The 20,363-nt window shown below is 42.9% G+C and carries 25 protein-coding genes and 1 pseudogene; 9 read left to right on the top strand and 17 right to left on the bottom strand.

Features of this window, described 5'->3' with window-relative positions; genetic code table 11:
* Positions 1 to 18 precede the first annotated feature (18 nt).
* Positions 19 to 249, bottom strand: coding sequence for a hypothetical protein (locus tag K6984_RS02225; protein ID WP_221893978.1), 231 nt, complete (start codon positions 247 to 249; stop codon positions 19 to 21).
* Between the two features lie 323 nt (positions 250 to 572).
* Here K6984_RS02225 and K6984_RS02220 point away from each other — a divergent pair, with 323 nt between their 5' ends.
* The 3 genes from K6984_RS02220 to K6984_RS02210 are packed head-to-tail and all read left to right on the top strand — an operon-like array spanning position 573 to position 2,334.
* Positions 573 to 1,316: a hypothetical protein gene (locus K6984_RS02220; protein WP_221893977.1), complete on the top strand. Its 744-nt coding sequence runs from the start codon at positions 573 to 575 to the stop codon at positions 1,314 to 1,316.
* Positions 1,317 to 1,334: 18 nt separating this feature from the next.
* Entirely contained in the window at positions 1,335 to 2,006 is a 672-nt protein-coding gene (locus K6984_RS02215) for a transposase (protein ID WP_221893918.1), read from the top strand.
* Between the two features lie 16 nt (positions 2,007 to 2,022).
* The gene (locus K6984_RS02210) at positions 2,023 to 2,334 is read left to right on the top strand and encodes a hypothetical protein (RefSeq protein WP_221893976.1); all 312 of its coding nucleotides are present in this window, start codon (positions 2,023 to 2,025) and stop codon (positions 2,332 to 2,334) included.
* 110 nt (positions 2,335 to 2,444) lie between these two features.
* Here the strand turns inward: K6984_RS02210 and K6984_RS02205 are convergent, their stop codons facing one another.
* The gene (locus tag K6984_RS02205; protein ID WP_221893975.1) at positions 2,445 to 2,660 is read right to left on the bottom strand and encodes a hypothetical protein; all 216 of its coding nucleotides are present in this window, start codon (positions 2,658 to 2,660) and stop codon (positions 2,445 to 2,447) included.
* Positions 2,661 to 3,339: 679 nt separating this feature from the next.
* On the opposite strand from K6984_RS02205, the gene can reads away from it, so the two are divergent.
* Positions 3,340 to 3,990: a carbonate dehydratase gene (gene can, locus K6984_RS02200; RefSeq protein WP_221893974.1), complete on the top strand. Its 651-nt coding sequence runs from the start codon at positions 3,340 to 3,342 to the stop codon at positions 3,988 to 3,990.
* 143 nt (positions 3,991 to 4,133) lie between these two features.
* Here can and fusA read toward each other — a convergent pair whose 3' ends face one another.
* The 9 genes from fusA to fabA all read right to left on the bottom strand — a co-directional run bounded on the left by fusA (position 4,134) and on the right by fabA (position 13,978).
* The gene (fusA, locus tag K6984_RS02195) at positions 4,134 to 6,221 is read right to left on the bottom strand and encodes an elongation factor G (protein ID WP_221893973.1); all 2,088 of its coding nucleotides are present in this window, start codon (positions 6,219 to 6,221) and stop codon (positions 4,134 to 4,136) included.
* Positions 6,222 to 6,365: 144 nt separating this feature from the next.
* Positions 6,366 to 7,349 (bottom strand): methenyltetrahydromethanopterin cyclohydrolase, encoded by a 984-nt coding sequence (gene mch / locus K6984_RS02190; RefSeq protein ID WP_221893972.1) that lies wholly within the window; start codon positions 7,347 to 7,349, stop codon positions 6,366 to 6,368.
* An 8-nt stretch (positions 7,350 to 7,357) separates the two neighbouring features.
* On the bottom strand, positions 7,358 to 8,458 hold the full coding sequence (locus tag K6984_RS02185; protein WP_230987849.1) for an ATP-grasp domain-containing protein: 1,101 nt from the start codon (positions 8,456 to 8,458) through the stop codon (positions 7,358 to 7,360).
* A gap of 11 nt (positions 8,459 to 8,469) precedes the next feature.
* On the bottom strand, positions 8,470 to 9,450 hold the full coding sequence (locus tag K6984_RS02180; RefSeq protein ID WP_263458624.1) for a beta-ribofuranosylaminobenzene 5'-phosphate synthase family protein: 981 nt from the start codon (positions 9,448 to 9,450) through the stop codon (positions 8,470 to 8,472).
* A gap of 64 nt (positions 9,451 to 9,514) precedes the next feature.
* A complete protein-coding gene (locus K6984_RS02175; protein WP_338024420.1) occupies positions 9,515 to 10,171 on the bottom strand; it encodes an HAD family hydrolase in 657 nt (218 codons plus the stop codon).
* Positions 10,168 to 11,109, bottom strand: coding sequence for a hypothetical protein (locus K6984_RS02170; RefSeq protein WP_230987816.1), 942 nt, complete (start codon positions 11,107 to 11,109; stop codon positions 10,168 to 10,170). The genes K6984_RS02175 and K6984_RS02170 overlap by 4 nt, the downstream gene beginning before the upstream one ends.
* A 95-nt stretch (positions 11,110 to 11,204) precedes the next feature.
* On the bottom strand, positions 11,205 to 12,062 hold the full coding sequence (gene ttcA, locus K6984_RS02165) for a tRNA 2-thiocytidine(32) synthetase TtcA (protein WP_221893969.1): 858 nt from the start codon (positions 12,060 to 12,062) through the stop codon (positions 11,205 to 11,207).
* A 166-nt stretch (positions 12,063 to 12,228) separates the two neighbouring features.
* Positions 12,229 to 13,452 carry a beta-ketoacyl-ACP synthase I gene (gene fabB / locus K6984_RS02160; RefSeq protein ID WP_221893968.1) on the bottom strand — a complete coding sequence of 408 codons (1,224 nt, stop codon included), beginning with the start codon at positions 13,450 to 13,452 and terminating at the stop codon, positions 12,229 to 12,231.
* Positions 13,453 to 13,462: 10 nt separating this feature from the next.
* Entirely contained in the window at positions 13,463 to 13,978 is a 516-nt protein-coding gene (fabA, locus tag K6984_RS02155; RefSeq protein ID WP_221893967.1) for a 3-hydroxyacyl-[acyl-carrier-protein] dehydratase FabA, read from the bottom strand.
* 362 nt (positions 13,979 to 14,340) lie between these two features.
* On the opposite strand from fabA, the gene K6984_RS02150 reads away from it, so the two are divergent.
* Positions 14,341 to 14,517 carry a hypothetical protein gene (locus K6984_RS02150; protein ID WP_221893966.1) on the top strand — a complete coding sequence of 59 codons (177 nt, stop codon included), beginning with the start codon at positions 14,341 to 14,343 and terminating at the stop codon, positions 14,515 to 14,517.
* A 5-nt stretch (positions 14,518 to 14,522) separates the two neighbouring features.
* On the opposite strand, the gene K6984_RS02145 is transcribed toward K6984_RS02150, so the two are convergent.
* Positions 14,523 to 14,807, bottom strand: a complete 285-nt coding sequence (locus K6984_RS02145; RefSeq protein ID WP_221893965.1) for a hypothetical protein — start codon at positions 14,805 to 14,807, stop codon at positions 14,523 to 14,525.
* Between K6984_RS02145 and K6984_RS32250 the strand changes: the two genes are divergently transcribed.
* Positions 14,785 to 14,913 (top strand): hypothetical protein, encoded by a 129-nt coding sequence (locus tag K6984_RS32250; protein WP_263458596.1) that lies wholly within the window; start codon positions 14,785 to 14,787, stop codon positions 14,911 to 14,913. The genes K6984_RS02145 and K6984_RS32250 overlap by 23 nt on opposite strands.
* Before the next feature lie 150 nt (positions 14,914 to 15,063).
* On the opposite strand, the pseudogene K6984_RS02135 reads toward K6984_RS32250, so the two are convergent.
* Positions 15,064 to 16,690, bottom strand: a pseudogene (locus K6984_RS02135) (IS1634 family transposase); the annotation flags it as partial.
* 154 nt (positions 16,691 to 16,844) lie between these two features.
* On the opposite strand from K6984_RS02135, the gene K6984_RS02130 reads away from it, so the two are divergent.
* Both K6984_RS02130 and K6984_RS02125 read left to right on the top strand, forming a co-directional pair.
* Positions 16,845 to 17,072 (top strand): hypothetical protein, encoded by a 228-nt coding sequence (locus K6984_RS02130; protein WP_221893962.1) that lies wholly within the window; start codon positions 16,845 to 16,847, stop codon positions 17,070 to 17,072.
* Between the two features lie 98 nt (positions 17,073 to 17,170).
* On the top strand, positions 17,171 to 17,506 hold the full coding sequence (locus K6984_RS02125) for a hypothetical protein (protein ID WP_221893961.1): 336 nt from the start codon (positions 17,171 to 17,173) through the stop codon (positions 17,504 to 17,506).
* Here the strand turns inward: K6984_RS02125 and K6984_RS02120 are convergent.
* Positions 17,392 to 17,628 (bottom strand): hypothetical protein, encoded by a 237-nt coding sequence (locus K6984_RS02120; RefSeq protein ID WP_221893960.1) that lies wholly within the window; start codon positions 17,626 to 17,628, stop codon positions 17,392 to 17,394. The two genes, K6984_RS02125 and K6984_RS02120, sit on opposite strands and share 115 nt — an antisense overlap.
* Before the next feature lie 12 nt (positions 17,629 to 17,640).
* Between K6984_RS02120 and K6984_RS02115 the strand changes: the two genes are divergently transcribed.
* The gene (locus tag K6984_RS02115) at positions 17,641 to 17,790 is read left to right on the top strand and encodes a hypothetical protein (RefSeq protein ID WP_221893959.1); all 150 of its coding nucleotides are present in this window, start codon (positions 17,641 to 17,643) and stop codon (positions 17,788 to 17,790) included.
* A gap of 744 nt (positions 17,791 to 18,534) precedes the next feature.
* Here the strand turns inward: K6984_RS02115 and K6984_RS32245 are convergent.
* The 3 genes from K6984_RS32245 to K6984_RS30435 all read right to left on the bottom strand — a co-directional run bounded on the left by K6984_RS32245 (position 18,535) and on the right by K6984_RS30435 (position 20,225).
* Entirely contained in the window at positions 18,535 to 18,660 is a 126-nt protein-coding gene (locus K6984_RS32245; RefSeq protein WP_263458613.1) for a hypothetical protein, read from the bottom strand.
* A 159-nt stretch (positions 18,661 to 18,819) separates the two neighbouring features.
* Positions 18,820 to 19,536 (bottom strand): hypothetical protein, encoded by a 717-nt coding sequence (locus K6984_RS30440; protein ID WP_230987815.1) that lies wholly within the window; start codon positions 19,534 to 19,536, stop codon positions 18,820 to 18,822.
* Positions 19,497 to 20,225, bottom strand: coding sequence for a transposase (locus K6984_RS30435; RefSeq protein ID WP_230987813.1), 729 nt, complete (start codon positions 20,223 to 20,225; stop codon positions 19,497 to 19,499). The genes K6984_RS30440 and K6984_RS30435 overlap by 40 nt, the downstream gene beginning before the upstream one ends.
* Between the last annotated feature and the right edge of the window lie 138 nt (positions 20,226 to 20,363).

Below are 20,363 nucleotides of genomic sequence, written 5' to 3'. Positions count from 1 at the left end.
TAAAAATCATCACTTCGCTTAGGCTCCGTTTCCCTGATTTTCAGCGGCGGTCAGAGGCTTACTCGCAGGATCATTATCATTCGCTAACACACCTCTCGGGCTTGCGGTGATTTTCAAGCTTCCATCTTCAGCTACCGAATAAGCATCAGGTGACGCAACGGGGGGAAGAATAGCATAATCTTCTACTTCGCCATCAGCCGCGCCCCCTTCCGCACGTTCATCTTTAGTAGTCCCCCCATTATCAGTCAAGTGGGTACGTGTAAGTCGAAAACGAGCATATACAGGTGTGCCTGGTAATAAAGCAGGATTAATAGCATTCCAGGTGAGTGCTATTGTGGACATCAGTTTTTCCATTGAAAGAAGAAGTACCTAAACAAAGCAGCCTATAACCTACCTGAATGTAGCACCACTCGAATATTCCCATATTTTTGATTTTAATCACTTATAACAGCAAATAGACACTCTGTAGGCACCGTAAAAAAACAACAAATAATTTCAAATAAAGCTTGCATTTGCCGAAAAAATTCCTCTAAAAATTTCCGTTTTAATCACCTCATAAACGGATATCACCCATGCTTAAAGACCTACCACTCTCTGAACATATTCACCAACACTGCAATGAAAGTATGGAACGTGCCCTGTTAGCAGAGCGTCATCCTTTGTGGGCTCGTTCATGCCCAGAGTTGAAGGATATCGACTTTATTCGCCTTGGGTTATTACGCTGTATCAGTGTAGTCGATAGTGGTCGCCATTTCCTCCAAACCAATGAACAGATTTATGGCCAGCTGCTTCCCCACTCAACGTATTTTAAATCACTGAAGTCGCATAGACGAACAAGTATGCTTGAGGCATTTGAACAGCAGAGCTATCATCTTCACTCTGAAACACTGCTATCGCAAGGCATTGATTATCTTAAAGCATTCCCGGAACTTGACGAATACACCATAGAAGCAGCGGATGGACATTTTATTGATCATGCCTGCCATACTGAAAAAAACAGCAAGGGGAAAGTTTATGCGGCCGGGGGGATTTACGCGTTGAATCTCAGAAGTGGGTTGCTCAGATTTCTTTGTCTGGTGACAAACGGAACTCAGAGACATCAAGAAATACCTGTGTTACGAGATCATATTGAAAAGCAAAACAAGGGAAATAACAGCTCTCAGAAACATCTCTATGTCTACGATAAAGCCGTCACCGACTTTGTCTGGTGGGATCGGCAGAAACTACATGCTAATTACATGATCTCAATGCTAAAACTCGATGTTCAAGTTTTTGATATTGAGAAGGTAAAATCAGGTATTCTGAGGTTGTTGTAATTTTATCGGTGTAATCCCATGTTAATGAATGCCCCAGCCACCTTTATCCAAAGCTATATTGACGATTTAAATGATGCGCTCAATCAGCTAAAACCCGGAGCCGCTTTGACACGGATTCAAGCCGCTTGGTTGGGCACTTGTTTAACGGGCATACTGCTAATGAACTCTGTTTGCTGGGCTAAGTTTGAGCGAGCAAGCCTTGAAGATTGCAAAGTAGCTGCATTATCCTGGGTGTTTCGTAAAGCAAGTATACCCTGGGACTGGTTGCTACGGGTGAGTGTGGTTTTAATTTTAAAACGTTATGGCATTACTGAAGGTGTGTTGGCCTTTGATGAATCAGACCGAGCACGATCTAAGTCTACAAAACGTATTTATAAGGTTTACAAGCAGAAACACAAAGGCTCCGGCGGGTATGTTAATGGACAAACGATAGTATTATTGCTGCTAGTTACCTCATCCATTACAGTGCCTGTCGGTTTTTTCTTTTATATGCCGGATCCAGCCTTAAAGCAGTGGGATAAAGAAGATAAACGTCGGGGAGTCGCTATTTTTGCGAAAGCTTGTTTTGGGCATCCCAGCCCAAGCAAGCAGCAAAAACTTAACGCGACCACTTATGCCTCCGGCGGCCCCGATTCGTCCTCGTCACCTCGTCCCGACCCAACAAGGGGTCGGAACATAGGCTCCAAATGACTTGACGCCGTGTCGGATGGCCTTTTATTTTGTCTCCACCTTCGCTAACGCTCAGACTCCGACAAAACAACGGCCCTACGGCTATCGCGGACTAAAAATCATCACTTCGCTTAGGCTACGTTTCCCTGATTTTCAGCGACGGCTGATCTTTTTGCCCGTCTTCTGCATTGTAGTACCTTTACGTAGCCTGCTGCTATGCCTTGAATACGTACAAAAATCCTGCCCACTATTGGACAATTATTTATTTCCAGATCCGCGAATTAAAATTCAAAAGAGGCAAAAGATTCTAAGAGCAATTATTATCTATACTAGTGCAGCACCTATTTAGGTTTGATGGATAAGATGTTTAATAAACTGTTGATTTACAATAAAAAATACAGACATCTATTAATCCGTCCAAAATAGCTGCTACACTAGAAATAGTTGCTTTCTTGTAGTCTATTTTATCTTCTTACATCTCACATAATCCAATTTAACTCCTCCTTTTGTCATGCGATCATAAGACTTATCTTCAGCAATAGGTGTTTTTGTAGCATTTACTTTAACTGCAGGCCCAACCTGAACATTATCTAAATAGCCTTTACATTCATAAGTACCTGCAAATGAAGCAGTACTTGCTAACAAGATTACTAAACCAGCGATAATTTTTTTCATTTCAATGTCTCCATGCCCTATTCATTTTAGTAAGCAAACACTGGGCATATCAAATGTCTGCATAGAAAATATTAAAGAAAGTAAGTTATTTTTCCATACTATTCCTTTAATAAAAAAATCTCAATGGTTCTTTATCGGCTAACGGTAGGTTCGCTACCATCATGATAATATTTAGCGCCAACAAATCCCCCTGACTTGCTATTATTCTAATTTTTAGTTGAAATTACAACTACTAAAGCATCTTTCTAGGCTAAACCAGAATATTTCATTCAGGCACGCACACAAAATATTGCCATGATGTTCATAATCACAAAAGTGAAATTAATCTGGCATTAAGATTTTTTTTCAGGATAATGGAGTAAGTGGCGGGCTGTGCTAGCGAAATTTACATTACCACTTGTCTTACTAAACTGAAGTTTCCCAATAATTATTTATGGTAAAATTGAAACTATGCTACAACTATATGAAAAAAATAGTCTTTTCATTCGTTTCAAATGCTATTGCCTAAGGGGAATTAAGTAGGGGTTTGCTATAAACATTGCAAAACCACCTAAAATAAACCTCGATACACCAGCACTGTGTATTTCAGCTACTCAATAATTGGGAAACTTCAGTTACTAAATTGCCTCTTTAGTTAGCTCAATACTCCAGAAATCATAATAAAAACAACGAGAATTTTATGCTCCGCCAATTAAAGAACTTATTAAAAAGAAATCAGACATGGGCAAGAAAAATGACGGAACATAACCCTAATTTTTTTCTTAACTTATCCAAGCAACAAACGCCTGAGTATCTCTGGATAGGCTGCTCCGATAGTCGCGTTTCTGCAAACCAGGTCATTGACTTAAACCCCGGTGAGGTCTTTGTACACCGCAATATTGCCAATGTTATGGTCCACACTGACTTAAACTGCCTGTCAGTTATTCAGTTTGCTGTGGAAGTGCTACATGTAAAGCATATTATTGTTTGTGGACATTATGGCTGCGGTGGTATTAAAGCTGCTTATGATGGAAAAGAGCTGGGCTTGATTGATAACTGGTTAGGACATATTAAAGATGTATATCGCTTACACAAAGATGAAATAGATGCCAAAGCGACGGAGCAGGAAAAACTAGACTTATTGTGCGAAAAAAATGTGATTGAACAGGTTGCCAATGTATGTCATACCACGATTGTACAACGAGCCTGGCGAAAGAATAAAGATTTAACCGTACACGGCTGGATCTATTCCATTGAAAATGGATTGTTAAAAGCGCTAGATGTTGAAGTCAATGCAAGTAATAACATAAGTTCCACACATACAATACAAGACAGGCAGGAAGTTGCATAAAGTCGAGTTCAATATATCAGTGCCAACTTGATAGACAAGTAAAGCCCAAGCTTCTGTATCCACCAGAAACAAAAAGCCACCTGCTTACATAAGCGGGTGGCTTCTTCAATACTTATAAACTGAGCTAGTCGCTCATTCAGCGTTTATTTCTTAGCTTTCTCTCGTTCCTGAACTTCTTTAATGACTTCTTCAGATACGTTTTTAGGACATGGTAGATAATGCGAGAATTCCATAGAGAATTGTCCACGACCCGATGTCATCGTACGTAAGTCACCGATATAACCAAACATTTCGCTTAGTGGTACTTCTGCTTTAATGCGTACACCTGTTACACCTGCTTCCTGCCCCTGGATCATGCCACGACGACGGTTTAAATCCCCAATCACATCACCTACATGATCTTCTGGAGTAAACACATCCACTTTCATGATTGGTTCAATCAACTGAGGCCCTGCTTTCGGAATTGATTGACGGTACGCTGACCTTGCTGCGATTTCAAAAGCCACTGCTGATGAATCCACTGCATGAAAGCCACCATCTAATAAAGTTACTTTAAAGTCTAAACATGGGAAACCCGCTAATACGCCGGTATCAATCATGCTTTTAAAGCCTTTTTCTACCGCTGGCCAAAATTCTCTAGGAACATTACCACCAGTTACTTTAGATTCAAAAACAAAACCTGTCCCTGGCTCACCTGGCTCAATTCGGTAATCAATTTTACCAAATTGACCAGAACCACCTGATTGCTTTTTATGTGTGTAGCTATCTTCAATTGATTTAGTGATTGTTTCGCGGTAAGCCACTTGAGGTTTACCTACTTCTACATCGATACCATGAGTACGTTTTAGAATATCTACTTTAATATCTAAATGTAACTCACCCATTCCACGTAGAATCGTTTCACCTGAGTCTTCGTCAGTTTCTACGCGGAAAGACGGATCTTCAGCAACCATCTTACCAATTGCGATACCCATTTTCTCAGAACCAGCTTTATCTTTAGGCGATACCGCAATCGAGATAACTGGATCAGGGAATATCATAGGCTCTAAGGTTGCAGGGCTCTTTGGATCACACAACGTATGTCCTGTTTGCACATTTTTCATACCCACAATTGCGATAATGCCACCCGCTTGTGCGCTATCTAACTCAATACGCTCATCCGCATGCATTTCTACCATACGACCAACACGTTCAGTTTTACCTGTGAAGCTATTCATAATCGTATCGCCTTTGTTCAATTTACCTGAGTAAATACGTACAAAGGTTAAAGCACCGTACCGGTCATCCATAATTTTGAATGCTAAGGCACGGAAAGGTCTGTCGACATCAACAATTGCAAATTCACCTGTTTCTTCACCCTCTTCATCCACTTCTGGCTGTGGCTTAACTTCAGTCGGTGATGGCAGATAATCAATAACCGCATCCAGTATTAGTTGAATACCTTTGTTTTTAAATGCAGAACCACAGTAAGTCGGGAAGAAATCAAGGTTGATTGTACCTTTACGGATACAGGCTTTGATAGTTTCTATATCTGGCTCTTCACCATCCAGATATTTTTCCATCGCATCATCGTCTTGCTCAAGCGCAGTTTCGATTAATTTTTCGCGCCACTCTTCAACCTGATCGACCATATCTGCAGGTACATCTTGTATTTCGTAGTTTGTTGGATCACCTGAACTATCCCATACCCATGCTTTACGGGTTAATAAATCAACCACACCCACGAAGTCATCTTCTGTTCCAATCGGTAGAACCATAACGAGCGGATTAGCACCCAGAACATCTTCAACTTGCTTAACAACGCGGTAAAAATCAGCACCTAGACGATCTAGCTTGTTAACCAGAATAACCCGTGCAACTTCTGAATCATTCGCATAACGCCAGTTAGTTTCTGATTGTGGTTCTACACCACCTGAGCCACAAAATACACCGATACCACCGTCTAATACTTTTAACGAACGGTATACCTCAATAGTAAAGTCAACGTGCCCCGGAGTATCAATAATATTAAAGCGATGATCTTTCCAGAAGCATGAAGTCGCAGCAGACTGAATCGTAATTCCACGCTCTTGCTCTTGCTCCATGAAATCTGTTGTTGCAGCACCATCATGCACTTCACCCAGCTTATGGATTTTACCCGTCAGCTTCAGGATACGTTCCGTTGTTGTGGTTTTTCCCGCATCAACATGCGCGAAAATACCGATATTTCTATAAAGAGATAAATCTGTCATTGTTGTACTCTACAAGGTATTGATGTTTTATCAATTGAATGGAGCTAAATCAGTAATATCCAGCACTACTAAGCCCAGTGTTAAAAAGCCCACCATTTTACCTTAATTTATAAGGAAAAATACAGCCTTATCACTAATTTAATTTTATGTGCCAAAAGATTGATTTAATAAATCATTATCTAATTTTCCAGCTCTGAAGCTATTACCCGATTCCACTGCAGTTACAATCACACTTGCAGGGCTGAATAACATGCCATCGATTTTGAAAAAATCATATTTCGCGTCTTTAAAGACCTGTGCAAAAGGCTTGCCGTAATCCTTAGACGTAGAGCTAGGAAGCGCCGTCGCTAATTTCTCAGCTTCTTCATCAGAGCCTTTAACAAAGATATGTACCTGGCCTGCAAATAAAATTGCATCATTTGTACGCCCCATTGCCTGAACAAAATCAGGATGTGGAGGGCATAAAGGCGCACTGCCCATGCCATCAACAATATTTTCTAACGGAAAATGTAATTCATGCGCTTTGTGCATCGCCACTTCCAGTACGCGACCAACGACCTGTACGCTTCCGGCCAAACTGCTAGTAGGGGTCACAATAATGGTGAGTTTATCGCAAGCCAAGCCACAAGCCTGAGCGATTTTTTCTACAATTTCTACCGGCGGAATGGCATCATTTTCGATAACCAATGTCGCCATATCTGCCTGATCGTTATATTCCAGCTCTGCATACAGCTCTTCAACCGGCAGGGTTTTGCCATCTTTCACTTTAGTTGCCATTGCCCGCGCCGGGCCAGACCCTAAAGCAAAATATTTCTCATGCGCCAGGCTCCAACCTGCATACTGACTTCCTAAACAGGCTAGCACCGGATTACTGGTATGTACATTGACTGTTAAGGGCCAATTTTCAGTATAGGGCGTATGCGAAAGAGCAACGGTACTCATGCCACCCAGGCAAATCTCGGTAATTATACGTCCGGCTTCCAAACCTCCGGGAACATTAATTCCGGCATCTATAATAGTGCAGCCATTTTGCAGCTTAACGACTTGCAGCCTCAATTTGTCTGCATTTTCGATGAGCCCCTGTACTAATGGTCCTGTCAGCTTATTAACGCTCGCTGTGTATTGCATGATGATAATTACCTATTTAATATAATATTTTCAATATGTGTTTGTTGCCCCTGTAACCGGGCTAACGTTTGTTCAGCTGTTTTTCCACGCGCCATAATACTACAGATTGGCTGATTCACTAATATGCAAGTTGCAGCTTGTGGCTGATCAAAGCTCCACTCCGGCCATTCGACCCCTGGGGATATTTTATATGGCCTGCTTGCGTATACGACCTGCAATGCACGAAAATCTTTATCTTTAAAAGTAACCTCTACGCGCCCCGTCCTGTGTGCATCCAGTAAATCAAATTCAGGATACAGCATCATACTTGCAGGTGGTCGCGGGTTTATTTCCAACATAAAACAACCCTGATCATTGCTGATAAAATCCAGGCTCGCCAATCCTTTAAGACTATAAAATCTGACCAGTTTTTTAAGCCAGTGATGCACAGTTTGCCGCTGCCCTACCGATAAACAATCGGCAGTTATCATACCCGCAAAAGCAAAGTTATCTTCTGCAACAGTCCATTGCCGGTGAAACCCTATCAGCTGAAACTGCTCACCATCCGCACAAAATAGAGCCGAGCGTACCTTACCAGTACAAAATTTCTGATAATATTCGCTGTCCTTCGCATCGCCATTACAGACACGGATACCCAGGCCACCCACATGCTTAACCGGCTTAATTAACCAGCCAGCATTATTTCCGGGTGGATCAAATTGCACTTCAGGGTGCTGAATACCCAGTGTATCCAGCTGCCAGAAGAATGCTTGCTTAGCATTTAACTGCCTGATGATGGCAAAGTCACTCCCAGTTACGTGGCTACAACTTGCCAGATACTCGAGAGTTTCCGGGTAGTTCTCCAGCCCACTGCCATAAATAATCCACTGGATCTTATAATTAAGTAACAGGTTTGCAACAGCTGCCTGCACCTCTGCTAATGATAAGTTTTTTATTTGCCAGACGCGTGCTGCAATCGTTACAGTATCATGGTCTGCATACAGATCAATAACTAATGGAGTATAACCCGCCTGCCTTACAGCGTGAGCTAGCATTCTTCCCGCTTGCGCAATAACCAGCACCCCATGTAGGGCGGACTTTAGTCCGCTAGTACCTGAAAACTGCGTCATTACCAAGTGTGTTAGTTGCGGACTAAAGCCCGCTCTATTTTAACTTCACCGCCACTATTTCGGGCACTAGCTACAAGTATCGATAAATTTTCAAAATGTGAGAATTTTTGTTCAACTTGCTCTTTTAACTGCTCAGCTAACTCAACACCCTGAGCAGCACAAAATCCGGTCGGCCCCCAGGATGTCTGACCGATTGCTACAGCCCCCTGGTCTTGTAAAAATTGCACGGCAGCAGCCACCTCATTACTGGTAAATATACCACCTTGCGCACTGGCAAAATGAGCACCTACAGAGGATTGTAACTGCGTAATCACATCACCAAATAAGGAAAGATCATCCTCGGCCAAAGCAGGCAAGCCCTGCATCATCAGCAAATAACATAGTCGCGCTGCTTCCTGCTGAGGAAATGTTGGTAATTCTTTAAATGCCTGAATTTCAGCATCACCATGCAATCCCTGCCCTCGCTTGTCAAATACCAGAATAAACCGCCAGTCTTCGGGTACATTCATGCGCGAAATAACCGGCGGGGTTATTGTATGCTCACCACGCCCACCATCAACGACCAAACCACCTTGTTCAAAGATAGCAATACCAATTCCAGAGCGCGCTCCACGTGCCGTTAGCCTGGCAATATCGCGCACATTCAGGCCTAAATCATAATAAGCACTGAGAGCCAGGCCCAGCGCAATAGCCAATTGTGTTCCCGAGCCTAGGCCGACATGTTCAGGGATGCTTGATGACACATCAAGCCGCAGCTTATCTGGAACATTTAATGCATCACATAATTGCCGGATGCTTTGCAAGGCCCGCTCAGACTGTATTCCAGTCAATAGCAATTGATCCGCATAGCTGATGGATAATCGTGTGTTAATTTCATTTAATGCAACACCGATGCTACCGAAATGTCGTCCTAGTGAACCACTTAAATCAATAAAACCCATATGCAGCCGCGCAGGAGCAATAACTGTGATCTTGTTTTGAGTGGCTTTCAAAGGACTATATGCAATACAGGAAAGGAATAAAAATGAGCATTATACATGATTGTGTACTGATTACTTATACCAGCCTAGATAGTTCCAGCAAATCATTAAGCACTAAACCCGCTAAAGCCTGCATTTGTTCATTAGGGTCAGGAATAGAGGGAATCAATACCGAAAAAGCATGCGCATTTTTCGCTGCCCGTAGGCCAGTTAAAGAATCTTCCACTACCAGACACGATTGCATAGACTGTTGCATTAAATGCGCTGCGCGCAGAAAAATATCTGCTGCTGGTTTAGGGTTCTGAACATGATCACGGCAAACGATAATACTAAATAATTCCTCAATACCCGCATAACGTAAACATTCACGCGCATTAAGCTCAGGACTATTAGTTGCCAGGCTATATGGGATTTGTGACTCATCAAGTATACGTAATAAATCATAAGCTCCTTTTTTAACCCCAATCCCCTCGATTTCTGCCACCTCTCGCCAAAGTTCGCCACTACGCGTATAAAACTCAGCCAACGGAAAATCTGCGCCCAGATACTCGGCAAATTTCTCGTCTACGAGAGCAAAAGGCAAACCCGAAAGACGCACACAAAAATCGTTACTAATCTCATACCCCAGTTCATTAGCTGCAAGTTGCCAGGCTCGAACATAAGTGGCTTCGGTATCTAACAGCAAGCCATCCATGTCTAGAATAACTGCACTAAATTCTGGAAGTGGGATCATAGACTGGAAACCACTTTAATATACTCACCCTCTGCTTCTCGGCTTGAACCTACCAGAATTCGCGTCTTCCCCGTGCTGGAAATTTCCAGTTGCCCCGCTACTTCAATGGTTTCACCCTGTTCCGCTTGACCGGTATAGGTTGCTGTATAGCAAACAACTTCAGCAATATTCTGGTGATCAATGATGAGTTTGGCCGGATAATCAAAAGCATGCTGCTCATCGATTACACCAGCTTGAATAATAACCATGCCTTTTTTTTGATAACTGATATTGCTTAATTCCTTAGTCAGCACATTTAAACTTAAATCAAGTTTTCGACTGTTTATTAACGCCTTATTGTATTTTCTCTGCTCGTGCCAGACATACTCGGCATAGCTCAAGTCACCCTGTCTGCGCTGATATGAATCAAGCCAGGCTGACTTATCGAGTTGTTGTAATTTACCCACTGCAAGCATTTTTTTGATCAGTTGTCTTAACTGATCAAATAACTTTCTATCGTACACCAGCAGATCAATATCAGAGCCTGCCTTTTGCGCGCCTATTAATAAAGACCCAGTAATGCCTAAATCGTATAACTGCATGCCTTCAGTCCGCAGCAATTGGCATAAGGCAATAAGGTCCTGCTCGATAATATCAGGATTCGGCTTGGCCAGGATTTGTTGTAAGCGCAGTACCGGCTGGTGATGAATACTAATATCAGCGACAGAAACCGCATGTAAATGGGCGGATTTTACCGTTGAAAAAAATAAGTATTGTGGGTAATTCTGCTGAAGAAACTGATTAGCCTCAGCCGTCGCCAATTTTTGCCAGCCGTCCCCTGCTAGCTTATAGCGTAAAAAACATAGCACTTTCCCATTTTCCAGGCCTTGTTCAACTACAGCAAACACCAGCCCTTCTTTAGTCTGAATAAAATCCTTAGCTTGAAAAGAAATAGCCACCTCGAGTCTCGTCTGTATTGCTGTTGTAGTGCGGACTTTAGTCCGCTATTTCTAGCCACCCATAGCAGACTAAAGTCCGCACTACCAGAGTATAATTACTGTAATATATCCAGCCCCGCAGTATCACTCGTAAATACAGGCGACATTTCATTGCCTTGTCTATCCAGCTTCAAGCCCATAAAGTCAAACAACTCTGCATCGGCCAGTTGCGATGGCGCTATATTTTGCAAACTGGAAAAAATACTTTCTAGTCGCCCTGGAAATAATTTATCCCAGCTTTCCAGCATCTGTTTCATCGCCTGGCGCTGCAGGTTCTCTTGTGAACCACATAAATTACATGGAATAATTGGGAACTGCTTATAATCGGCATATTGCTGTATATCTTTTTCTTTGCAATAAGCTAGCGGTCTGATAACCATATTATTACCATCATCACTGAGTAACTTGGGCGGCATGGCTTTTAATTTCCCCGCATAAAAAATATTTAGAAAAAACGTCTCCAGAATATCATCCCGATGATGTCCCAGGGCAATTTTAGTTATGCCCTGCTGCTGTGCATAGCCATATAAAGATCCACGGCGTAACCGTGAACACAGGCTACAGGTTGTCTGCCCTTCGTGGATTACACGTTTGACAACACTATAAGTATCATTTTCGATTATATGGTACTCAACACCCAGTTTTTTTAGATATTCAGGCAACACATGCTTAGGAAAACCCGGCTGTTTCTGATCCAGGTTGACCGCCAGAATCTCAAACTTGATCGGCGCGGTTTTCTGTAAGTGCAGCAGAATATCCAGCAAAGTATACGAATCTTTGCCGCCGGATAAGCACACCATCACTTTATCGCCCGCTTCAATCATCTTAAAATCAGCAATCGCACTCCCTACATTTCTACGTAGGCGCTTGTGCAGTTTATTAAATTCAGTACGATCTTTTTTTGGATTAGACATAAAAGCAACTTAATAATAACGACAAAAGGCGAGAGAGCGCTATTTTGATAAGCACTTTCTCGCCTTTTAGTTTAATTGGCTTAGATTGAAATATAATTGTAGGGCGTGACTTTAGGCTGCTAATCTTCTATAAAGCGAGCTAAAGCCACTCCCTACACTGTGTCATTTAGCCGTTGTAGCGCTGAAAAATCAGCGAGGCATTGGTACCACCAAAGCCAAAACTATTCGACATAACCGTATTTAATGTCACATTATCTTTGCGTTCTGCAACAATAGGCATACCTTCAGCCATTTGGTCTAACTGGGTAATATTCGCCGATGCACTGATAAAATCATTCTGCATCATCATAATAGAGTAAATCGCCTCGTTAACACCCGCCGCACCTAGTGCATGCCCGGTAAGCGATTTGGTCGAGGTAATATACGGCATTTCTGCAGCTGAAAATACCTCACGTAATGCACCTATTTCACGTTCATCCCCAACCGGCGTACTGGTACCATGTGCATTAACATAATCCACTTTATCACCATGAATCGTAGCCATTGCCTGTTGCATACAACGCACCGCACCTTCGCCTGAAGGCTGCACCATATCATAGCCATCAGATGTTGCACCGTAACCCGTTAGCTCGGCATAAATTTTTGCACCACGAGCTTTAGCATGTTCTAGTTCTTCCAGAACCAGTACGCCTCCACCACCAGAAATCACAAAACCATCACGGGTCAAGTCATAAGCTCGAGAAGCTGTAGTTGGCGTATCATTATATTTAGATGACATCGCACCCATCGCATCAAATAGCACAGACATGGTCCAGTGTACTTCTTCACCACCTCCGGCAAAAACCACATCCTGCTTACCTAATTGAACCTGTTCCATCGCATTACCAATACAATGCGCGCTAGTCGCACAAGCCGAAGTAATGGAGTAGTTGATACCTTTAATTTTAAACGGCGTTGCTAAACAGGCAATATTCGTGCTCGACATGGTACGTGGTACCATATAAGGTCCAACCCGCTTCAATCCCTTTTCACGCAAAATATCTGCCGCAGCGACTAAATTAGATGTCGACGGACCACCAGAACCCATAATCAAGCCGGTACGTACATTGGAAACTTCATCATCTTCCAGACCTGCATCGGTAATTGCTTGCTGCATGGCAATATAATTAAATGCCGCACCATCACCCATAAATCGTTTGATCTTACGCTCGATAAAATCATCCAGATTGATATCTATCGCGCCACGCACATGGCTACGAAAGCCTAATTCTTTATAATCTTCAGCAAAACTAATGCCTGACTTCCCATCCTTTAAAGACGCAAGAACTTCATCACTGTTATTTCCAACACTAGAAACAATTCCTAGTCCTGTGATAACTATTCTCTTCATATCTCGCCTCTTAAAAATCTGTTGTATTGGTAAATAAACCTACGCGTAGGTCTTTTGCAGTGTAAATCACTTTGCCATCTACTTCCATAGTTGCATCGGCTATGCCCATGACTAACTTACGCATAATAACCCGCTTTAATTGTATACGGTAGATCACTTTTTTTGCCGTTGGCAATACCTGACCGGTAAATTTAACTTCGCCTACACCTAATGCGCGCCCTCTTCCTGGCCCACCTTTCCAGCCCAGATAAAAACCGACTAGTTGCCACATTGCATCGAGACCTAAACATCCCGGCATCACCGGATCACCTTGAAAATGACAATCAAAAAACCATAGATCCGGATTAATATCTAATTCAGCAATCATCTCGCCTTTATCAAATTCGCCACCCTCATCGGTGATCAGCGTAATTCGATCCATCATTAACATATTAGGCAGTGGCAATTTAGCATTGCCAGGGCCAAACAAACCGTTATGGCCTGATTCTAATAATTCTGCGCGATCATAACTTTGCTGCTTTTGCATTCCAAATCCTGTTTCTTTTTTATAATTATATTTTCAAACTTCGATATTATACCCTGTAATTAACCAAGGTAGAATAAAATTATCATACGTTTTTACGTCTAAATAAAGCCCTGCGATAAGCGTTATTTAAGACTTCTTTCAGTCAAATTAGACGACACTAACCTGTTGCTGTTCTTTATATCCCTCATAAAATCTTGCATGCGCATGTCACCACTCTGCATACGGCTCTGATAAATCAAGGCATAGGTCAGAACTGCTGCAACATATGCACGCGTTTCTTTATACTCGATGTTCAAGTTTTTGATATTGAGAAGGTAAAATCAGGTATTCTGAGGTTGTTGTAATTTTATCGGTGTAAGCCCATGTTAATGAATGCCCCAGCCACCTTTATCCAAAGCTATATTGACGATTTAAATGATGCGCTCAATCAGCTAAAACCCGGAGCCGCTTTGACACGGATTCAAGCCGCCTGGTTGGGCACTTGTTTAACCTATCTTCGTGACATATACAGTCAATTTCCCATTATTTCAATGAGTTAAATTTTTCAATCGACCCCAGTTGGCACTACAGGTTTCATATCAACGATCGTTTTAACTTTTCCAATCGGGTCGGGGTTAATATTCAACGCAGTGTATATTTGTTTTTGTCTGGTTTCTGCTTTGCTTGTGGTTCGCAGGTGAATGATTGTATCGTTATCCGTGGGTAAAGTAATGGTCATGCGTTGCTGGGTCGACATCCTGTTGCGAATGCTTTCCCAGCTTAGATGGATGTCCTGCAATCTAAGTTGATACGGGGAGTCGCTATTTTTGCGAAAGCTTGTTTTGGGCATCCCAGCCCAAGCAAGCAGCAAAAACTTAACGCGACCACTTATGCCTCCGGCGGCCCCGATTCGTCCTCGTCACCTCGTCCCGACCCAACAAGGGGTCGGAACATAGGCTCCAAATGACTTGACGCCGTGTCGGATGGCCTTTTATTTTGTCTCCACCTTCGCTAACGCTCAGACTCCGACAAAATAACGGCCCTACGGCTATCGAGGACTAAAAATCATCACTTCGCTTAGGCTCCGTTTCCCTGATTTTCAGCGAACGCAGTACATGTACCAGGTGGTAAGCTAATAATGTGATGAATAGGTGTCCGGTAACCCGCTCTTCTTTTTTGTGATAGACAGGGCGCAAGCCTAGCTCGGTTTTCAGGCTTCTAAAGGTCGCTTCAATCTCAGTCAGCATGGTATAGGTTAGCCATAACTGTTCTTCCGACCAGTCAGGGATATTCGTTCTTAGGCAGTAAACACCACAGTGCTTATCTTTTTGGTCACTTTCAGGTTTACGTTGCCATTCTATACCGATGGCTTTGTTTTTTTTGTCATCCGCGATAACGTTAATGGTGTAATCTGCAGCAACACGGCTATGTTTTTCACGTAGTCGTCCGATACGTTCCAGTATTTTGTCGTATTTTTTAAGGGTGCCTTTTTTGCTCAGACCTGTGTGCAGTTTTTCCAGGGACCTCTTCCAGACGAGCATGGAAGCGATTACGGATACCTTGTTCTTTTTTTGCTTTTTGTTCTGAATGACAATAGAGTCGGGTTTCCCCGGTTTCTTGATCAACTTCACGATAAACAACAACATTGCTGTCCCGGGTATCCCTGACCGCTACCGGAGTTTTCTGATCTCTTGGGTTTTTTACATGTTGTTCTCGACTGACAACGAGATAATGATAATCTTGTTCGATTAACCAGGCAATATTGTCAGCGCTGGCAATGCCGGCATCCATGATAACCACCGGCTTTATTTGATGAAAGGGATCCTTGTCTCGTAGTTCGTCAAGCATCAGTTTCAAGGTCGCGGGCTCACTGGCGTTGCCGGGAAAAACCTGACTACTCAATGGAAAGCCGTCACCATCCAGAACCAGCCCCAGAGTAACCAACGGGCAATCAGTGCGTTTCTCTTTAGAGCGACCGAATTTCGCTTTCGGGTTTCGGGCGCACTGGCCTTCAAAATAAGTATTGGTCAGATCGTACAATACAATCTTGCGGTTTAAATTGAACAACGTCTGCTCTCGGTCAGCCAGAAAATATTCAAGAGTTGCCTGATGTTTGAGTAGCTTGTCACTGACTGTATATAATCGCGTCAGGCTGGTGTTACCGTAGTCATGACCCAGTAATTCGCCCAGGCCTGTTCGATTTTGCAACCAGTCATGTGTTTGCAGTTCACTGCCGGGTGAAACCATACGTCCTATGATAGTGCCCAGGGCCGTCGCCGTATCTACTTTATTAAAGCCCAGCGCCATGAGTCTTTTGTCTAGCTGTAACTGCTGTGCGGCATGCAGTGCCAGGGTTTCAACACCAATACTACGGGCATTAATGGCTTCGACATGATTAATATCGACATGATGAAAATCTCGCGTTGTTGTTTTTGAATCTAGCGGTTGTGACAGTTTTGCAGTCATCAGTGAGCTATAGCGCTGGGCTGTTGCTTCCAGAAGTTGATTTAAATCATCGGCTAAATTGAATAGCTCTTCCTGATGTGGTTCCAAACCTTGCTGTAATTGTTCGATTCTGGCCGTCAGCAAGGGCCAGTACTTTTTATCAATCGTAAAGTCCGCACCTATATTGAGCAATGTACGTTGCTTGACTTGTTTTCCTATACGCACAGATTCTACAATGCGGTAAGTGAAATAAGCTGAGCCGTCTTCAAGGCTTTCGCTGAAAATCATGGAAACGTAGCTTAGCGAAGTGGTGATTTTTAGTCCCTGATAGGCGACAGGGAAATTCGCTGATTCGGCGTGTGCTAGCAGCACGCGAGAGGAGCAAGAATTGCATTCCGAATAGCCGTCCAGCCAGTGAGGTAGTAATGACGAAGCGGCTTTTGTGCGTAGTCGTTGCGGACGCAGGGCGTTCAGGGCATCTCCCATCCGCTGCGTAGGTGAACGAATTATGGCGACAGGAGTCCCGGAATTTCGTGAGGTAGCATGGCGCGCCTGTTGTTTTGGTTCTTCGAATATACATACCACTAGCATCGGTGAAAAACCAGGGAAAATCAAGGGGCAGAGCAAGTTAAGATGGCACTACAGAGACCCTCAAAAAGAACATCATTGATTCTAAAGGGATTTTTACGATGAGTTTTTAATGCGAATTATAAATCAATGACTTGAAGAGATAAACGTGACGAAGATAGGTTAACGGGCATACTGCTAATGAACTCTGTTTGCTGGGCTAAGTTTGAGCGAGCAAGCCTTGGAGATTGCAAAGTAGCCGCATTATCCTGGGTGTTTCGTAAAGCAAGTATACCCTGGGACTGGTTGCTACGGGTGAGTGTGGTCTTAATTTTAAAACGTTATGGCATTACTGAAGGTGTGTTGGCCTTTGATGAATCAGACCGAGCACGATCTAAGTCTACAAAACGTATTTATAAGGTTTACAAGCAGAAACACAAAGGCTCCGGCGGGTATGTTAATGGACAAACGATAGTATTATTGCCGCTAGTTACCTCCATTAAAGTATTGTTCTGCTGGGTGAAGGTAAGAGTTTGATGGCAACAGGCGCGCCATGCTACCTCACGAAATTCCGGGACTCCTGTCGCCGTAATTCGTTCACCTACGCAGCGAATAGGAGATGCTCCAGCCGCCCTGCGTCCGCCACAGACTGAGCACAAAGCAGCTCAGTCATGGCTACCACAAATGGCTCTACGGCTATTCGGGATAAAATTTTAGCCTCCCTCGCGCGCTATCGCGCACTTCGGATTGGCAAATTTCCCTGCGCCTTCTGGAGACTATCAGCCCGTCCGGGGCTGACAGCGTGGGATGGAAAAACTTGAACATCGAGTTATATAATACTTTTTATATATCTGAAGTTTCCCAATAATTATTTATGGTAAAATTGAAACTATGCTACAACTATATGAAAAAAATAGTCTTTTCATTCGTTTCAAATGCTATTGCCTAAGGGGAATTAAGTAGGGGTTTGCTATAAACATGGCAAAACCACCTAAAATAAACCTCGATACACCAGCATTGTGTATTTCAGCTACTCAATAATTGGGAAACTTCAGATATATAATATTAGTTGCTTATTATATCAGGTGAAACTATAGCTACCCATTTTACATGTGGTAAGGGTGGCCAATATACTAGCAGGAGTCCAATAGCTTTAGCTATTGCTGGTTCAGAAATAGCTAAAGCTATTGGACTCCTACCGAGTGTCACATTTTAAGTTAGTTGCCGAAACTACTTATGTCGTCAAAGTTCGAATTTCTTAGTTACAAAATCAGTCATTTCATTCGGCTGCAGTTTAATAAAGAAGCTGAAAAATAAGGGGCTACCCATGTTCAGTGGAGAGCATTGGTGTATCTTTCAGAAAATAAAAATTGGAAGACTTGTACTCAAACCTAGTTGCGCTAATCATTAAAATTTAGGAGTTAAGATAAAATACATAATGTTACATTAATCAAAGGTGATGGGATCGGTCCTTCCATCGCTGAAAATCATGGAAACGGAGCTTAGCGAAGTGGTGATTTTTAGTCCCTGATAGGCGACAGGGCAATTCGCTGATCCGAAGTGCGCTAGTAGCGCGCGAGGGAGGCAAGAATTGCATTCCGAATAGCAGTCCAGCCATTTGAGGTAGTCTTAACTGAGCAGGGTTTTGTGCGTAGTTGAGACGGACGCAGGGCGACCAGGGCATCTCCCATTCGCTGCGTAGGCGAATGAATGTTGGTGACAGGAGTCCCAGAATTTCGTGAGGTAGCATGGCGCGCCTGGCCTGTACATTTTTGCGTTTTATAAAACATAGGTCTTTGTATAACTCGATGTTCAAGTTTTTCCATCCCATTGCCATCAAACTCTTACCTTCACCCAGCAGAACAATACTTTAATGATGCTGTTGGCCCTAAGCGCCCTAAATCTCTGCCAGTCATATGTTTTCCTGATGGCATCAGTTGAAACACATCCTTTATTAATTCACCTAACTCTTTCAGCTTATCACCAGGATCTGGAAACTCTAGCAATGACGTGATGAACTCAAGCAGTACATCCATTTGAGACTTGCGCTGTAAGCTTCCTACGGTATACTCAGGTAGTTTGCTTTCAATGCGGGCTATTTGCTCTGGGTGAAGGAGAAGGCAATGGTCAAACAAAAGACTCAGAATCAGGCCACGGCTTGATCCCTCTTCATCTAATTGTTTGGCCTCACGCCCCCATCCTTCATAAAGCTTCCAGTCCTCAAAGAAAACCTCAATCAGCCATCTCAACGTATAGGCTTGAATAATATCTTGTGTGCGCCAAGTCAGGTCTGTCGCCACTAAATAGCGATAGTCGTTTTCACCCTCATATTTTAAGGCAATGACAAAGCGTTTTTTACTGTGAGAACTCACCTTCAATCGTGCACTGCTGACAGTCACTTTAATCTCTTTGCCGCCACGTACACGTATTATCTGATCAATGCCTTTGTTAATCGAATTAAAGTAGCTCTCGACTGACCTTATTCTACCTCTATATTCAATATTTTGGTTTTTACGTAATTGGCTAATCACCTGCGAGCCTCCAGATTCTTTAGCGGCTTCGTCCATAAAGGCTTTTCACCATACAGCGCATCAGCCAGTACGCCTTTAATTTTAATCAGGCTATGCGCAACTTTAAACTCTTTTAATAAGCCTAATGCAATCTCTGTTTTGGTAGGGTAGGCACTGTCACGTTCAGGCTTAATAGGCCGATCTTTTTTTGCTATACCGCTCTTTTTCAACCGTTTATCTTCTTTATCCCACTGCTTTAAGGCTGGATCCGGCATATAAAAGAAAAAACCGACAGGCACTGTAATGGATGAGGTAACTAGCAGCAATAATACTATCGTTTGTCCATTAACATACCCGCCGGAGCCTTTGTGTTTCTGCTTGTAAACCTTATAAATACGTTTTGTAGACTTAGATCGTGCTCGGTCTGATTCATCAAAGGCCAACACACCTTCAGTAATGCCATAACGTTTTAAAATTAAGACCACACTCACCCGTAGCAACCAGTCCCAGGGTATACTTGCTTTACGAAACACCCAGGATAATGCGGCTACTTTGCAATCTCCAAGGCTTGCTCGCTCAAACTTAGCCCAGCAAACAGAGTTCATTAGCAGTATGCCCGTTAAACAAGTGCCCAACCAAGCGGCTTGAATCCGTGTCAAAGCGGCTCCGGGTTTTAGCTGATTGAGCGCATCATTTAAATCGTCAATATAGCTTTGGATAAAGGTGGCTGGGGCATTCATTAACATGGGCTTACACCGATAAAATTACAACAACCTCAGAATACCTGATTTTACCTTCTCAATATCAAAAACTTGAACATCGAGTATAAGATGAATAGCAATTTATTAACTTAATACTACACTTATGTGCAAAGTGATGTGAAA

The organism is Bathymodiolus japonicus methanotrophic gill symbiont (assembly GCF_019721995.1).
GTDB lineage: Bacteria > Pseudomonadota > Gammaproteobacteria > Methylococcales > Methylomonadaceae > Methyloprofundus.
The sequence above is the reverse complement of the archived record's forward strand: the minus strand, read 5'-3'. Positions and strand labels throughout refer to the sequence as shown.

Excerpts from the sequence above, each read along its gene's own strand:
- K6984_RS02125 (WP_221893961.1), top strand. The coding sequence starts at position 17,171 with ATGAACTCTGTTTGCTGGGCTAAGTTTGAGCGAGCAAGCCTTGGAGAT.
- fabA (WP_221893967.1), bottom strand. The coding sequence starts at position 13,978 with ATGCAAAAGCAGCAAAGTTATGATCGCGCAGAATTATTAGAATCAGGC.
- mch (WP_221893972.1), bottom strand. The coding sequence starts at position 7,349 with ATGCAATACACAGCGAGCGTTAATAAGCTGACAGGACCATTAGTACAG.
- K6984_RS02185 (WP_230987849.1), bottom strand. The coding sequence starts at position 8,458 with ATGACGCAGTTTTCAGGTACTAGCGGACTAAAGTCCGCCCTACATGGG.
- K6984_RS02210 (WP_221893976.1), top strand. The coding sequence starts at position 2,023 with ATGGCCTTTTATTTTGTCTCCACCTTCGCTAACGCTCAGACTCCGACA.
- K6984_RS02145 (WP_221893965.1), bottom strand. The coding sequence starts at position 14,807 with ATGCCCAAAACAAGCTTTCGCAAAAATAGCGACTCCCCGTATCAACTT.
- K6984_RS02150 (WP_221893966.1), top strand. The coding sequence starts at position 14,341 with ATGTTAATGAATGCCCCAGCCACCTTTATCCAAAGCTATATTGACGAT.
- fabB (WP_221893968.1), bottom strand. The coding sequence starts at position 13,452 with ATGAAGAGAATAGTTATCACAGGACTAGGAATTGTTTCTAGTGTTGGA.
- K6984_RS30435 (WP_230987813.1), bottom strand. The coding sequence starts at position 20,225 with ATGTTAATGAATGCCCCAGCCACCTTTATCCAAAGCTATATTGACGAT.
- K6984_RS02215 (WP_221893918.1), top strand. The coding sequence starts at position 1,335 with ATGTTAATGAATGCCCCAGCCACCTTTATCCAAAGCTATATTGACGAT.
- can (WP_221893974.1), top strand. The coding sequence starts at position 3,340 with ATGCTCCGCCAATTAAAGAACTTATTAAAAAGAAATCAGACATGGGCA.
- K6984_RS02220 (WP_221893977.1), top strand. The coding sequence starts at position 573 with ATGCTTAAAGACCTACCACTCTCTGAACATATTCACCAACACTGCAAT.
- K6984_RS32245 (WP_263458613.1), bottom strand. The coding sequence starts at position 18,660 with ATGGGAGATGCCCTGGTCGCCCTGCGTCCGTCTCAACTACGCACAAAA.
- ttcA (WP_221893969.1), bottom strand. The coding sequence starts at position 12,062 with ATGTCTAATCCAAAAAAAGATCGTACTGAATTTAATAAACTGCACAAG.
- K6984_RS02115 (WP_221893959.1), top strand. The coding sequence starts at position 17,641 with ATGGCTACCACAAATGGCTCTACGGCTATTCGGGATAAAATTTTAGCC.
- K6984_RS30440 (WP_230987815.1), bottom strand. The coding sequence starts at position 19,536 with ATGGACGAAGCCGCTAAAGAATCTGGAGGCTCGCAGGTGATTAGCCAA.
- K6984_RS02205 (WP_221893975.1), bottom strand. The coding sequence starts at position 2,660 with ATGAAAAAAATTATCGCTGGTTTAGTAATCTTGTTAGCAAGTACTGCT.
- fusA (WP_221893973.1), bottom strand. The coding sequence starts at position 6,221 with ATGACAGATTTATCTCTTTATAGAAATATCGGTATTTTCGCGCATGTT.
- K6984_RS02175 (WP_338024420.1), bottom strand. The coding sequence starts at position 10,171 with ATGATCCCACTTCCAGAATTTAGTGCAGTTATTCTAGACATGGATGGC.